Genomic DNA, 14,787 nt, shown 5'->3' on the forward strand with positions numbered 1-14,787 from the left:
CGACGCTAGCCCCTCCACCCTGACAGGTCCCATTTTGGACCTGCAGGAAAACCATACAAGCGGCGCCCCGCCGCGATAGCGCAAGACCAGGCAAACAGGCCCGCCGGCTCAACCGGGCTTGCGGTCCAGCCCGAAGCGCTTGCGCAGCCGACTATCCAGCACCGAGGTCGGCAGCCAGCGTTTCAGCCGCACCATGCTGCGGGCGCCGGAGCCGATCAGCGCGGTTTCCGGGCGTAGCGGGTTCTTGATGTAGCCCATCAACTCCACGGCGAAATCCCGTGCCGAGGTCGAGCTGGCCTTCTGCGAGGCGTTGGCCCGCGCCTGCACGGCCTTTTCCCAGGGCTTGAACCAGGAGGCATCGGCCATGGTGATGGCGGCGCTGGCATTGTTGCCGAAGTCCGAGGCAATGGCGCCCGGCTGCACGGTCAGGACACTGATGCCGAAGGGCGCCAGTTCCAGGCGCAGGGCGTCGGACAGCGCATGCAGCGCCGCCTTGGAGGCGCAGTACACACCGGAGAACGGGGTAGTGGTGACCCCGGACACGCTACCGATATTGACGATCAGCCCCTGGCTGTCGCGCAGCAGGTCGGCGTTGGCGCGAACCAGTTCCAGCGGCGCGAAGACGTTGGTGTCGAATTGTTTGAGCAAGGTGGCGCGGTCGGCATCCAGTACCGGCCCCATGGCGCCGTAGCCGGCGTTGTTGACCAGCAGATCCAGGCGCCCGGCCTGCTGGCGCAGCAACCCGCTGCAGGCCGCTACCTGAGCGGCATCGTTGACATCCAGGGTCACGGCGATGGCGCCCCGGGCAGTCAGCGGGGCCAGGGTGTCGGGATTGCGTGCGGTGGCATAGACGGTGTAGCCCTCATCCAGGCAGACCTGGGCCAGGGCCTGGCCGATGCCACTGGAACAGCCGGTGATCAGTGCGACGGGGTTGCTCATGGGAGTGGTCCCTTTATCCTTGTTGTAATGGTCGATTCAATCGTGAAACTCGGCCCGAACGCGCTCGGCCTGGTATTGCAGGTCGCCGGCCCGATAGCCGCTGCGCAGACGCGGCACGCTGTAGCACTGTTGCCATTGCCCGGCGGCCGGCAGCGGTTGGCTGAGCTGGTAGATGCCGTCGCTGACGCCGGTATCCAGCAGGTTGGTGTTGTACCCGGGCTGTACCGCGCGCAGGTGCCAGGTGATCTGGGTGGCGGTGCGCTGGCCGGTATTGCGGATGCTGACCTGCAGTGGCTTGCCGAAATCGCACTGGTCGGGCACATGACGCACGCTGATCTCCAGTTGCTGCACCTGCCGGTCATGTCGCCATTGCCATATGCCGACACCGGCTGCCAGCAGCAGGGTGATGGCGACGATGACACCACTGACCGGAAGCATGATGCGCGGGAAGCGCACCAGCAGTATCAGCCAGATCAGCAACAGGGTGATGCCCAACGGCATGGAGTCTCCTTGCGACGGCGTTTGTTCGATGCCCTGACTGTACCAGACCTCTGCGTTCAGGACACCGCCGTCACGGACCAGTCGAACAATTCACAGGTGTTATGCAGGCACTGGCGGGCCAGTTGTTCGGCCGATTCGCCGCGCAGTTCGGCCAGCTCGGCACAGATCTGTGGCAGGTTCTGTGGGCTGTTGCGCTGATAGGGTCGAAATGCCGGGGCCATGTCCGGGCTGTCGGTCTCCAGCACCAGGCTGTGTGCCGGCAGCTGGGCAATGACCCGGTGCATGCGCTTGGCCTGCGGCCAGGTGGCCGCACCGCCCAGGCCCAGCTTGAAACCCAGGCGAATATACTCGCGGGCCTCTTCGGCGCTGCCGGAAAAGGCATGGATGATGCCCGCCCGGCGCAACTGGTAGCGTTTCAACGCAGCGATCACCGGGGCATGGGCACGGCGTACATGCAGCAGCACGGGCAGCTCGACATCAGCGGCGATCTGCAGCTGGGCTTCGAACAGCCTCTGTTGCCGTTCGCGGTCGGGGTGGTCGATAAAGTAGTCGAGGCCGAACTCGCCCACCGCGCAGCAGCGCGGATCGCCGGCGTGTTGCTGCAGACGATCGCGCAGCTGTTGCAGATCTTCCTCGCGGTGCTGGTCGAGAAACACCGGGTGCAGCCCGAACGCGGCATACAGCCGGGAGTCATCCTCGACCAGTTGCCACAGGCGTTCCCAGTTATCCTGGGTCACGCCCATCAGCAGCAGGCGACGTACGCCCAGTCGGTAGCTGTCGGCGAGCACCGCCTGGCGGTCGGCATCGAAATCGGCAAAGTCCAGGTGGGTGTGGGTGTCGATATAGATGTTCATGCCCATAGCATCGTCACCGCTGGGCTGATGTGCAAGCGTGACGCTGCTCAGCCGGCCTGTTCGAGCAGGATTTGCCATTGTTCCGGAGTCACCGGCATCACCGACAGCCGGCTGCCGCGCTGTACCAGCGGCAGCCCTTCCAGACCTGCCAGCGTCTTGATCTGCTCCAGCGACAGTACCTGCGCGAAGCGGCGCTCGAAGATCAGATCGACCGCCTGCCAGCGGGGCTTGTCGCTGCTGCTGCGCGCATCGAAGTAAGGTGAGGCGGGCTCGAACTGGCTGGGGTCGGGATAGGCGCTGGCGACCACCCGGGCGATACCGGCGATGCCGATCTGCCGGCAGCTGGAGTGGTAGATCAGCACCAGGTCGCCTTCGCTCATCTGCATGAGAAAGTTGCGCGCCTGGAAGTTGCGCACGCCATCCCAGCGAATCGGGGTATCCGGCGCCCGGGCAAAATCATCGATGCTGCATTCGGAGGGTTCGGTCTTTACCAGCCAGTAGCTCATGCCATTGATCCATTGAACGGAAAGGGTGATGGGGCAGTGAGCATGATGCACCAGACCCTGCTCGCCCGCCATCGGCAAGGAGGCGGAGTGTGTCAATTTGTAGCGCATGCGGGAATGCAGGGTTTTTCGCGCTACAATTCCGCGGTTTTGACACTTTTACCGCTAATCTGATTACCGGTCGGCGCTGCCGGCGGGCAGTAGGTAATCGCTCGCAAGGAGTTGCACATGTACAGGAAGTTTGGCGTTGCATTGCTGGCCGCTCTGGCCGCTCTGGCCGCTCTGGCCTTCCAGGCCCAGGCCAAGGTGGACCCGGCCCAAGCGGCCCGTCTGGGTGCCGACCTGACGCCGCTGGGTGCCGAGCGTGCCGGCAACCCGCAGGGCACCATCCCGGCCTGGACCGGCGGCGTGACACCGCCAGCCCACTACCAGCGCGGAATGCATCACCCCGATCCCTATGCCGCGGATGCGGTGCTCTACCGCGTCGCTGGCGCCGACCTGGCCCAGCACCGGCCGTTGCTGCCGGCCGGCCTGGCCGATCTGCTGGAGCGCAATCCGGAGTATTATCTGCAGGTCTACCCGACCCGCCGCAGTGCCGCCGCACCGCAGCGTATCTATGATGCCACCCGGGCCAATGCCGAACAGGCCGAGCTGATCGCCAACGGCAACGGTATCGCCGGGGCGGTGGCCGGTATTCCGTTCCCCATCCCGCAGAACGGTATGGAGATCATCTGGAACCATATCCTGCACTACAAGGGTGAGCAGACTCACTTCATCAACAACCAGGCGGTGGTGATCAATGGTCGCAGCAACCTGATCAAGCGTGAGCGCTATGTCTACTACGTCTACAACCGCGAGGGCATGACCCACGAGGCCATGGACAACACCCTGCTGTACTACCGCTACCAGGTTACCGCGCCAGCCAAGCTGTCCGGCACCTCGCTGGTGGTGCAGGACCCGCTGGACCAGGTGCTGACCACCCGCCGCGCCTGGCGTTACAGCCCCAGCGACCGGCGTGTGCGGCGGTTGCCGTCGCTGGCCTACGATTCGATCCAGCCCGACACCAGTGGCCTGGCTACCGCCGACGTGGTGGATTCCTATAACGGTGCACCGGACCGCTACGAGTGGACGCTGGTGGGCAAGCAGGAAATGCTGGTGCCCTACAACAGCTATGCAGTCCACCAGCAGGGCATCGACTACGATCGCATCGTGCTGCCGAAAACCCTCAACCCCGAACTGCTGCGCTATGAGCTGCACCGGGTGTGGGTGGTGGAGGCCAATCTGCGTACCGGCTACTCCCATCCCTATCACACACGGCGCTTCTATATCGACGAGGACAGCTGGCAGATCCTGGCGGTGGACCTGCGCGATACCAGCGGTGAGCTGGTGGGCCTGCAGGAAAGCCATCCCATCAGCTACTACGAACTGCCGATGTTCAACAGCACCCTGGAAACCCTGTATCACCTGAAGACCGGCAACTACTTCGTCGATGGCCTGGACAACAACGAGCCGATGTACGACTTTGACTACCCCATGTCACCGCGGGACTTCTCGCCCCAGGCGCTGCGCCGCGCCGGCAACTGAGCAGGCTGGCGCACCGTCCTAGCGGCGCTTGTGGTCGCGCCAGCGTTCGCTGATGCTGGCGAGCCAGGCGGGGTCCAGGCGCTGTTGCTCGGGGTCCAGGCCTTCGGCCAGCATCTGCTCGCGGTGCAGGTCCACCGCCTTGACCATATCGCTGATGGCACTGCTGTTGCCGTCGAGCTGGTGCATCTGCAGCAGGCCCAGGTGATAGAAGCGCTGCACGCGCATGGCGGTCGCATCCCTGGCGGCGACGCCGGCCTCGACCTGATGCAGGATATTGGTCACCTTCATCAGGTTGCGCTTGAGGCGAAAGCCATAGACCGCCGGGGCCATCCACGGCTGCTGCCACAGGTACAGGCGTACCACGGCGATGGTCAGCAGCAGTCCGGCCACCACGCCGCCCAGGTTCCAGCGGAAGTTGTTGCCGCCGGGCTCGCCGAACAGGCTCACCGACAGAGTGGCCAGCGCGATGCACAGGGCAGCCAGGATCGCGCACAGCACCAGTGTGCTGCGGCGGGTCTGCTGGCGGTACAGTTCGGCATCCATGGGCTGAATCTCGAACATCGGCTGGCCCTCAGAGTTTGCTTTTCAGCGGCACGTTGATGACGATGGGTTCCGCCGGCCGGCAGCAGCAGGGCAGGATCTCGTCACGCTTGAGAAAGGCCAGCGGTGGTTTCGGGTAGACCACGCTGCCGACCTTGAGTTTGACCCGGCAAGCGCCGCAGTAGCCACTGCGGCACTGGTACTCGACATGATGGCCGGTACGTTCCAGGCCTTCCAGCAGGCTTTCATCCTCCTCCAGCTCGAAGAAGGTGTCGCGGGTGAATACCTGCACGCCTACAGCTCGAACTCGCCCAGGTCCTCCACCGATACCTCGGAGTCGATCTGGCCGACCAGGTAGGAGCTGACCTCGACCTCCTGGGGCGCCACCTGCACGTTATCCGAGACCAGCCAGGCATTGATCCAGGGGATCGGGTTCTGCGTGGATTTGGGGAAGATCGGCTCCAGGCCGACCGCGTTCATCCGCAGGTTGGTGATGTACTCGACGTACTGGCTGAGGATACTGTAGTTCAACCCGATCATCGAGCCGTCCTTGAACAGGTACTCGGCCCACTGCTTCTCCTGCTCGGCGGCATGGCGGAACAGCTCGATGCACTGCTCATGGCAGGCCTGGGCGACTTCGGCCATTTCCGGGTCGTCCACGCCTTCCTGCATGATATTGAGGATATGCTGAGTGCCGGTCAGGTGCAGCGCCTCGTCGCGGGCGATCAGGCGGATGATCTTGGCGTTGCCTTCCATCAGCCGGCGCTCGGCGAAGGCGAAGGAGCAGGCGAAGCTGACATAGAAGCGGATCGCCTCCAGCACGTTCACCGACATCATGCACATGTACAGCTTCTTCTTCAGCTCGAAGCGCTCGATGGTCACGCTGCGGCCACCGAGCTGGTGGGTACCCTCGCCGAACTGGTTGTACAGGTTGCCGTACTGGATCAGCTCGTCGTAGTAGTTGGAGATATCGCCGGCGCGCTCGATGATGTGGCGGTTGCGCACGATATCGTCGAACACCACCGCCGGATCGTTGACGATATTGCGGATGATGTGGGTGTACGAGCGGCTGTGGATGGTCTCGGAGAACGACCAGGTCTCGATCCAGGTCTCCAGCTCGGGGATGGATACCAGCGGCAGGAAGGCCACGTTCGGGCTGCGACCCTGGATCGAGTCCAGCAACGTCTGGTATTTCAGGTTGCTGAGGAAGATGTGTTTCTCGTGATCCGGCAGGTTGCGGAAGTCGATGCGATCCTGGGATACATCGACTTCCTCCGGGCGCCAGAAGAACGACAGCTGCTTCTCGATCAGTTTCTCGAAGATCGGGTACTTCTGCTGGTCATAGCGGGCAACGTTGACCGGCTGGCCGAGGAACATCGGCTCGCGCATCTGGTTGTTGTCGGTCTGGGAAAAGGTGCTGTATTTCATTTTCATCAATTGGCCCTCAAGGAACCGGAAAGCTGGAGGTTGCTGGTGGGGAGGGGGTGGTGGTTTCCCCCTCTCCCCCTGCGGGAGAGGGCCGGGGAGAGGGGGGAACTTCAGATCTTGCACGCACCACCAGCGCAGTCATCGGCCATATCGCTCTGCGCATCATCGGCGCCATCGCGGGTGTTCTGGTAGTACAGGGTCTTGAGGCCGAACTTGTAGGCGGTCAGCAGGTCCTTGAGCAGTTGCTTCATCGGCACACGACCACCCTCGAAACGCTGCGGATCGTAGTTGGTGTTGGCCGAGATCGCCTGGTCGACGAACTTCTGCATGATGCCGACCAGTTGCAGGTAGCCATCGTTGCCGGGCATCTGCCACAGCAGCTCGTAGGCACCCTTGAGCTCCTCGTAGTCCGGCACCACCTGCTTGAGGATACCGTCCTTGGACTGCTTGACGGTGACCAGGCCGCGCGGCGGCTCGATGCCGTTGGTGGCGTTGGAGATCTGGCTGGAGGTTTCCGACGGCATCAGCGAGGACAGCGTCGAGTTGCGCAGACCGTGTTCGCGGATGTCGGCGCGCAGCCCTTCCCAGTCCAGATGCAGCGGCTCGGAGCAGATCGCGTCCAGGTCCTTCTTGTAGGTATCGATCGGCAGGATACCCTGGGCATAGGTGGTCTCGTTGAAGCCGGAGCAGGCGCCGCGCTCGCGGGCCAGCTGGTTGGAGGCCTTGAGCAGGTAGTACTGGATCGCCTCGAAGGTGCGGTGGGTCAGGTTGTTGGCCGAGCCGTCGGAGTATTTCACGCCGTTCTTGGCCAGGTAGTTGGCGAAGTTGATCACGCCGATACCCAGGGTGCGACGCTTCATCGAGGCTTTGCGTGCCGCTTCGATCGGGTAGTCCTGGTAGTCCAGCAGCGAGTCCAGCGCGCGCACTGCCAGGTCGGCCAGCTCTTCCAGTTCTTCCAGGCTGTTGATCGCGCCCAGGTTCAGTGCCGACAGGGTGCACAGGGCGATTTCGCCGCTGCCGTCATCCACGCCCTGCAGCGGGCTGGTCGGCAGGGCGATTTCCAGGCACAGGTTGGACTGGCGCACCGGTGCCACCTTCGGGTCGAACGGGCTGTGGGTGTTGCAGTGGTCGACGTTCTGGATATAGATGCGACCGGTGCTGGAGCGCTCCTGCATCATCAGCGAGAACAGTTCGACCGCCGGCATGCTGCGCTTGCGGATCGACGGGTCCTGCTCGTACTTCTCGTACAGCCGCTCGAACTCGTCCTGATCGGCGAAGAAGGCGTCGTACAGGCCGGGAACATCATGTGGCGAGAACAGGGTGATGTTGCCATTCTTAATCAGGCGCTGGTACAGGGTGCGGTTGATCTGCACGCCGTAGTCCATGTGCCGCACGCGGTTCTCTTCGACGCCACGGTTGTTCTTCAGCACCAGCAGCGACTCCACTTCCAGGTGCCACAGCGGGTAGAACAGCGTGGCTGCGCCACCGCGCACGCCGCCCTGAGAGCAGGACTTGACCGCTGCCTGGAACAGCTTGAAGAACGGGATACAGCCGGTGTGCTGCGCTTCGCCGCCACGGATCGGGCTGCCGACGGCGCGGATACGTCCGGCGTTGATGCCGATACCGGCGCGCAGGGATACGTACTTGACGATCGCCGAGGTGGTGGCGTTGATCGAATCCAGGCTGTCACCGCACTCGATCAGCACGCAGGAGCTGAACTGCCGCGACGGCGAGCGCACGCCGGACATGATCGGCGTCGGCAGCGAGATCTTGAAGGTCGAGATGGCGTCGTAGAAGCGCTTGATGTAGCCCAGCCGGCTATCCTGCGGGTAATCGGCGAACAGACACATGCCGATCAGCATGTAGAGCATCTGCGGGCTTTCATAGACCCGGCGGCTGACGCGGTCCTGGATCAGGTACTTGCCTTCCAGCTGCTTGACCGCCGCGTAGGAGAAGTTCAGGTCGCGGCTGTGGTCGATGTAGTCGTTGAGGGTGTCGAACTCATCGCGACTGTAGTCGCGCAGAATGTGCTGGTCATAGCGGCTCATTTCCGTCAGCGTGGTGACGTGGTCGAACAGGTGTGGCGGTTCGAACTGACCATAGGCTATCTTGCGCAGATGGAAGATCGCCAGGCGCGCGGCCATGTACTGGTAGTCGGGGGTATCCTGGGAGATCAGGTCGGCGGCGGCCTTGATGATGGTCTCGTGGATATCCTGGCTGCGAATGCCGTCGTACAGCTGGATCTGCGATTTCAGTTCGACCTGGGAAACCGATACATTGTCCAGACCCTCGGCGGCCCAATCCAGCACGCGGTGGATCTTGTCCAGGTCAATGGGTTCCTGACGGCCGTCACGCTTGGTTACTTTGAGGGACTGGAAATCGGTCATGGGGCTCATCCTGGTGATAAAAAGGGCTTGATTCAGACGCAAAATCGATGTATGTGAAATACACAATATATAGTGATGAAAGCTCGAATGAACGCAATATAGAGTGCAATGGCGCTGGGGTCAAATATGAATCAGCTTGAATTTTTCGAAATACCCAGTCCATGCATAGGCGTCTGCGAAGTCAATAGCAAAGGCTTCTGCAAAGGCTGCTTTCGCTCGCGGGAGGAACGCCTCTACTGGCTGCAACTGTCGGCCGAGCAGAAGCGCCAGGTGGTGCGCCTGTGCCAGTCGCGCAAGGCGAGAGTGCTGCGGGCGAAGCAGGAAGCGGCATTGCGACAGGACGACGCCAGCAGCACGCAAGCGGACCAGTCCGACCTGTTCTAGGTCCTTCCCATGGTCCAACCTCTTCTCTGCAGGTTGCCACCTTCTCTACAGGCCGACACCCTCTCTCGTCATCCTCGGCGTAGGCCGAGGATCCAGGGTGTCGGTTGACTCGGAGTGGCCGGTAGATCCTTCGCCTTCGCGAAGGATGACGGGGAAGCGAAGGATGGCGGGGGAGGCGCAGGATGACGGGTTTAGTCGTGCGCCGAGGATGACGGTGCGGCTAGGTATCAATGATGCTCGCGGGTGGCGTTGAAGCGGATTTCCGGCCAGCGTTCCTCGGTCAGGCTGAGATTGACCCGGGTCGGTGCCAGGTAGGTCAGATGCCCACCGCCATCGATGGCCAGGTTCTCCATGGCCTTGCTGCTGAATTCGGCGAGCTTCTTCTTGTCGGTCGATTCGATCCAGCGGGCGGACCAGACGTTCACCGGTTCGTACAGGCACTCGACCTTGTATTCTTCCTTCAGGCGGCTGGCGACCACATCGAACTGCAGTACCCCGACCGCACCGAGAATGATGTCGTTGTTGCGTTCCGGGAAGAACACCTGGGTGGCACCTTCCTCGGCCAGCTCCTGCAGGCCCTGGCGCAGTTGCTTGGATTTGAGCGGGTCCTTCAGCCGGACACGGCGGAACAGCTCCGGGGCAAAGTGCGGGATACCGGTGAAGCTCATGTTCTCGCCGGCGGTGAAGGTGTCACCGATCTGGATGGTGCCATGGTTGTGCAGGCCGATGATATCGCCACCCCAGGCCTCTTCCAGGCGTTCGCGGTCACTGGAGAAGAAGGTCAGGGCGTCGGTGATCTTGATGTCCTTGCCGATGCGCACGTGACGCATCTTCATGCCCTGCTCGTATTTACCGGAGCAGACGCGCATGAAGGCGATGCGGTCGCGGTGCCGCGGGTCCATGTTGGCCTGGATCTTGAAAACGAAGCCGCTGAAAGTGTCTTCCGTGGGTACCACCTCACGTTCCTGGGTCATGCGCGACAGCGGTGCCGGAGACCAGTCGACGAAGGCATCCAGCACATGGTTGACGCCGAAGTTGCCCAGCGCCGTACCGAAGAACACCGGGGTCAGCTTGCCCTGCAGATAGGCCTCGGCGTCGAATTCGTGACAGGCACCCTGGACCAGTTCCAGCTCTTCCAGAAAGCCGTCGTACATGTCGCCCAGCAGGGCACGGGCGTCGTCGCTGTCCAGCCCCTGGATGACGGTTTCCTCGGTGCGTTCGTGGCCATGCCCGGCGGTGTAGACGTAGATGCAGTCCCTGGCCAGGTGATAGACACCCTTGAACTCGCGATAGCAGCCGATCGGCCAGGTAATGGGCGCGGCCTTGATGTCCAGCACCTCCTCGATCTCGTCCAGCAGCTCGATGGGGTCGCGGATGTCACGGTCGAGCTTGTTGACGAAACTGATGATCGGCGTGTCGCGCAGGCGGCAGACGTTCATCAGGGCAATGGTGCGCGGCTCCACGCCCTTGCCGCCGTCGATCATCATCAGCGCGCTGTCCACCGCGGTCAGGGTGCGGTAGGTGTCTTCGGAGAAGTCCTCGTGACCGGGGGTGTCGAGCAGGTTGATCATGTGCTCGCGGTAGGGAAACTGCATGACCGAGGTGGTGATCGAGATGCCCCGTTGCTTCTCCATCGCCATCCAGTCCGAGGTCGCATGGCGATCGGACTTGCGCGACTTGACCGTGCCGGCGACCTCGATGGCCTTGCCCATCAGCAGCAGGCGTTCGGTGATGGTGGTCTTACCCGCGTCGGGGTGGGAGATGATGGCGAAGGTACGGCGTTTGGCGACTTCTTGCTGAATCTGCTTGCTGGACATAATGTGCTGTTCGGTTTTTGCTGGGCAGGGAGCCAAGGCAGAGAAACGCGCCAGCCGGCTCCAGGCGAGGATAAAGGGAATCGGCGCGTATTGTGGCCGATTCGCCGGGGCAAACAAAGCAGAAAATCGACAGATGCTCCTATCGGCGGCGCGGCGGGCTATGGTGCAGCTTGGGCCGGGCGGCGAAGAGCATGTGCCGGGCCGGCCTCCATCCGCTCACTATTCAAGATTCAAGCACCAACAGCAGGTCGCCGGCATTGACCTGCCTGCCCGCCGCGCAGTGAATCGCGCTGACCCTGGCACTGCGGTCGGCATGTACGGCAAATTCCATCTTCATCGCCTCGACGATCAGCAGCGGTTGGTTGATCTCCACGCGCTGGCCGGGTTCCACCAGCAGCTTCCAGATATTGCCGCTGATATCGGCAGTGACCGCATGGCCGTCCACCTCGATGGGGCCGCTGCGGGCCGGCAGCCGCAGGGCAGCATCGACCTGGGCCTGTTCGTCGGCCTGCCACAGTGCCACTTCCCGGGTGAAGGCGGTCTGCTGGTCGGCCTTGAAGGCGGCGATGCTGTCGGCGTGGTCGTGCAGAAACCGCTCATGCTCGGCCAGATCGAACCAGCTTTCCTCGATACGCAGGTCCAGGCGGCCCTCGCGGAAGGCCTCGCGCTGTTCGCTCAGTTCGGCCTCGCTGACCGGGTAGTAACGCACCTGGTCGAAGAACTTCAGCAGCCAGGGCTCGCCGTTGACGAAGGCCGGGCTCTTGAGGAACTTGTTCCAGATCGGCAGGGTGCGGCCGACCAGCTGATAGCCGCCGGGCGAGTCCATGCCGTAGATGCACATGTACACGCCGCCGATGCCCACGGTGCCCTCGGCGGTGTAGGTGCGCGCCGGATTGTACTTGGAGGTCAGCAGGCGGTGGCGCGGATCGACCGGCACCGCGCAGGGCGCGCCGAGGTAGACATCACCCAGGCCGAGCACCATGTAGCTGGCGCTGAACAGGATGTCGCGTACCTGTTCGATACTCTCCAGGCCGTTGATGCGGCGCATGAATTCGGTGTTGCTTGGCAGCCAGGGCGCGCTGTCGCGCACCGACTGGCGATAGCGGGCCACGGCATCCAGGGTGGCGGAATCCTCGAAGGCCATGGGCAGGTGGATGACCCGGCTGGGCACGCGCAGGCTGGCGGCGTCCGGCAATCGGGTTTCCAGGCTCAGCAGCTGCTCGAGCAGTTCGCGCTGGTGGATGACCCGGCTGTCGTAGTTGACCTGCAACGAGCGCACCCCGGGTGACAGTTCGATGATGCCGTCGATGGGGTTGGCCTCGAGCACTTCCATCAGCGCATGCACACGCAGGCGCAGGCGCAGGTCGAGCACGTTGGGGCCGTATTCCAGCAGGATGTACTTGTCGCCGGCCTGGCGGTAGGTAACTTCCGGGCGCGCGCCCTGTTCCGCCAGGCTGGCGAGTATGCAGGCGCACAGGGTGCCCGCGGGGCGGTTCTCCATCAGCGCTTCCGGCGCCGGCTGCGCGGCCAGTTGCTCGATGGCACGGTCGGTGGCCAGTTCCAGGGCCAGCGCGCTGTCGAAGCTCAGGCGCTTGAAGCGGATGCGGTCACCGGGTTTGACCTGGCCGACTTTCCACAGCTCGGCCTTGGCGATGGTCACCGGACAGACGAAACCGCCGAGGCTGGGACCATCCCTGGTCAGGATCACCGGCATGTCGCCGGTGAAGTTGATCGAGCCGACGGCGTATTCGGTGTCGTGGATGTTGGAGGGGTGCAGTCCGGCCTCGCCACCGTCACTGCGGCTCCAGGTCGGCTTCGGGCCGTTCAGGCGGATACCCAGGCGGTTGGAGTTGTAATGCACTTCCCAGGCGGTGGCGAAGAACATCTCGATGGCGTCGTCGGTGAAGAAGTCCGGCGCGCCATGCGGGCCGTAAAGCACGCCGATTTCCCATTCGCCGGGGTACTCGGGAATCAGCGCGGTTGGCGCGGCGGCGGGCTGATACGCCGGCGCAGGCGTGGTGCAGGCGGCGATCCGCGGATCGCTGATCGGCAACATGTCGGTGGTGCGCAGGGTGCGCCCGGCGTGGCCGCCGAACTGGCCGAGGGCGAAGGTCGAGCGGCTGCCCAGGTAGACCGGTACGTCGAAGCCGTTGCGCACTGCCAGATAGCTGCGGCAGCCGGTTTCGGCCTTGCCGACGTCCAGCACCTGCCCGGCCTTGACCATGATCGGCACCCAGAAGGGCACGCTTTCGCCATCCAGCCTGGCATCCGAGCGGGCGCCGGTCAGGGCGATCAGCGTGTCCCTGTGAAAGCGCAGGGTCGGGCCGATCAGGGTGCATTCCAGGCCTGCGGCGCTGGCGTGGTTGCCGACGATGCGGTTGGCCAGGCGGAAGGCATAGTCATCCATCGGCCCGGAGGGCGGCACGCCGATGCTCCAGTAGCCGGCGCGGCCGGGATAGTCCTGCACGCTGGTGTAGGTGCCGGGCTGGAGTACCTCCACCACCGGCGGGCGGTAAACGAAGCTGGCCAGCCGGTTGGTGGCCACGTCGCCCCGGGCGAAGAAATCGCTGGCGATGATCTGCCGCAGGTAATCCAGGTTGCTGGCGATGCCGGCGACGCGGGTGGCGTCGAGCACCTCGCGCAGCTTGCCGAGGGCCTCGGCGCGGTCGCGGCCATGCACGATGATCTTGGCGATCATCGGGTCGTAATAGGGCGATACCTCGGTGCCGGTGGCGACCCAGGTGTCGATGCGGGCGCTGGCCGGGAAGCTGACCTCGGTCAGCACGCCAGGCGAGGGCTGGAAGTCGCGGACCGGGTCCTCGGCATACAGGCGCACCTCGATCGCCGCCCCGCTGGGCTGGATATCGATATCCAGCGCCGGTGGCTGGCCGCCGGCGCTGAGGATCATCCATTCGACCAGGTCGACGCCGGTGCAGGCTTCGGTGATCGGGTGTTCCACCTGCAGGCGGGTATTCACTTCGAGGAAATAGAAGGCGTCGCGGGTGGCGTCATAGATGTATTCCACGGTGCCGGCGGAGCGGTAATTGACCGCCTTGCCGAGGCTGACCGAGGCGTCCAGCAGTTGTTGGCGGGTGGCGGCTGGCAACTGCGGCGCCGGGGTTTCCTCGACCACCTTCTGGTTGCGGCGTTGCAGTGAGCAATCGCGTTCGCCAAGGGCGATCACGTTGCCCTGGCCGTCACCGAATATCTGCACTTCGACGTGCCGGGCATTGTCGACGAAGCGTTCGAGGAATACGCCACTGTCGCTGAAGAAGTTCTGGCCCAGGCGCTTGACGCTTTCGTAGGCGTCGATCAGCGCCGTCTGGTCATCGCAGCGGGTCAGGCCGATGCCGCCACCGCCGGCGGTGCTTTTCAGCATCAGCGGGTAGCCCAGCTGTTCGGCGGCACTGAGTGCCTCGTCCAGCGAGCCAAGCAGCCCGGTGCCGGGCGTCAGCGGCACGCCGGCCTGTTCGGCGATCTCGCGCGAGCTGTGCTTGAGGCCGAACTGGCGGATCTGTTGCGGCGTCGGACCGCAGAAGGCGATACCGGCGGCTTCGCACTGTTCGGCGAAGACGGCGTTCTCGGAGAGAAAGCCATAGCCGGGAATGATCGCCTGGGCGCCGCTTTCGCGGGCGGCGGCGAGGATCAGGTCGGTGCGCAGGTAGCTGTCGGCGGCGCTGTTGCCGCCCAGGCTGATGGCCTGGTCGCAGGCGCCGACATGGGCGCTGTTGCGGTCGGCATCGGAATACACGGCAACGGACCTTATGCCCATGCGCTTCAGGGTGCGGGCAATGCGGACGGCGATCTCGCCACGGTTGGCTATGAGTACGGTATGCAGCATCTGTTTCAT

General features: G+C 63.6%; 12 protein-coding genes. 2 read left to right on the forward strand and 10 right to left on the reverse strand.

Annotation, left to right across the window (positions count from 1 at the left end; genetic code table 11):
* Positions 1–108: 108 nt before the first annotated feature.
* From H6X51_RS15265 to H6X51_RS15280, 4 genes are read right to left on the reverse strand one after another with little or no spacing between them, the layout of a single operon-like run.
* Complete coding sequence (locus H6X51_RS15265) at positions 109–939, reverse strand: SDR family oxidoreductase (protein ID WP_185268333.1); 831 nt, start codon at positions 937–939, stop codon at positions 109–111.
* Between the two features lie 36 nt (positions 940–975).
* Positions 976–1,440 carry a multidrug transporter gene (locus H6X51_RS15270; RefSeq protein WP_185268334.1) on the reverse strand — a complete coding sequence of 155 codons (465 nt, stop codon included), beginning with the start codon at positions 1,438–1,440 and terminating at the stop codon, positions 976–978.
* A 56-nt stretch (positions 1,441–1,496) separates the two neighbouring features.
* Positions 1,497–2,294, reverse strand: coding sequence for a TatD family hydrolase (locus H6X51_RS15275; RefSeq protein WP_185268335.1), 798 nt, complete (start codon positions 2,292–2,294; stop codon positions 1,497–1,499).
* 47 nt (positions 2,295–2,341) lie between these two features.
* Positions 2,342–2,800, reverse strand: a complete 459-nt coding sequence (locus H6X51_RS15280; RefSeq protein WP_185268336.1) for an EVE domain-containing protein — start codon at positions 2,798–2,800, stop codon at positions 2,342–2,344.
* A 225-nt stretch (positions 2,801–3,025) separates the two neighbouring features.
* On the opposite strand from H6X51_RS15280, the gene H6X51_RS15285 reads away from it, so the two are divergent.
* The gene (locus H6X51_RS15285) at positions 3,026–4,381 is read left to right on the forward strand and encodes a DUF1329 domain-containing protein (protein WP_185268337.1); all 1,356 of its coding nucleotides are present in this window, start codon (positions 3,026–3,028) and stop codon (positions 4,379–4,381) included.
* 18 nt (positions 4,382–4,399) lie between these two features.
* Here H6X51_RS15285 and H6X51_RS15290 read toward each other — a convergent pair whose 3' ends face one another.
* From H6X51_RS15290 to nrdA, 4 genes are all read right to left on the reverse strand, one after another.
* Positions 4,400–4,942, reverse strand: coding sequence for a DUF3087 domain-containing protein (locus tag H6X51_RS15290; protein WP_185268338.1), 543 nt, complete (start codon positions 4,940–4,942; stop codon positions 4,400–4,402).
* Between the two features lie 10 nt (positions 4,943–4,952).
* Entirely contained in the window at positions 4,953–5,213 is a 261-nt protein-coding gene (gene yfaE, locus H6X51_RS15295; RefSeq protein WP_185268339.1) for a class I ribonucleotide reductase maintenance protein YfaE, read from the reverse strand.
* A 2-nt stretch (positions 5,214–5,215) separates the two neighbouring features.
* Positions 5,216–6,355 carry a class Ia ribonucleoside-diphosphate reductase subunit beta gene (gene nrdB, locus H6X51_RS15300; protein ID WP_235991367.1) on the reverse strand — a complete coding sequence of 380 codons (1,140 nt, stop codon included), beginning with the start codon at positions 6,353–6,355 and terminating at the stop codon, positions 5,216–5,218.
* 104 nt (positions 6,356–6,459) lie between these two features.
* On the reverse strand, positions 6,460–8,736 hold the full coding sequence (gene nrdA / locus H6X51_RS15305) for a class 1a ribonucleoside-diphosphate reductase subunit alpha (protein WP_221627378.1): 2,277 nt from the start codon (positions 8,734–8,736) through the stop codon (positions 6,460–6,462).
* 126 nt (positions 8,737–8,862) lie between these two features.
* On the opposite strand from nrdA, the gene H6X51_RS15310 reads away from it, so the two are divergent.
* Positions 8,863–9,120, forward strand: coding sequence for a DUF1289 domain-containing protein (locus H6X51_RS15310; protein WP_185268341.1), 258 nt, complete (start codon positions 8,863–8,865; stop codon positions 9,118–9,120).
* Positions 9,121–9,347: 227 nt separating this feature from the next.
* Here H6X51_RS15310 and H6X51_RS15315 read toward each other — a convergent pair whose 3' ends face one another.
* Complete coding sequence (locus H6X51_RS15315) at positions 9,348–10,937, reverse strand: peptide chain release factor 3 (RefSeq protein WP_185268342.1); 1,590 nt, start codon at positions 10,935–10,937, stop codon at positions 9,348–9,350.
* 223 nt (positions 10,938–11,160) lie between these two features.
* Positions 11,161–14,778: an urea carboxylase gene (uca, locus tag H6X51_RS15320; RefSeq protein WP_185268343.1), complete on the reverse strand. Its 3,618-nt coding sequence runs from the start codon at positions 14,776–14,778 to the stop codon at positions 11,161–11,163.
* Positions 14,779–14,787 lie beyond the last annotated feature (9 nt).

Source organism: Halopseudomonas xiamenensis, assembly GCF_014219065.1.
Taxonomy (GTDB): Bacteria; Pseudomonadota; Gammaproteobacteria; order Pseudomonadales; family Pseudomonadaceae; genus Halopseudomonas; species Halopseudomonas xiamenensis.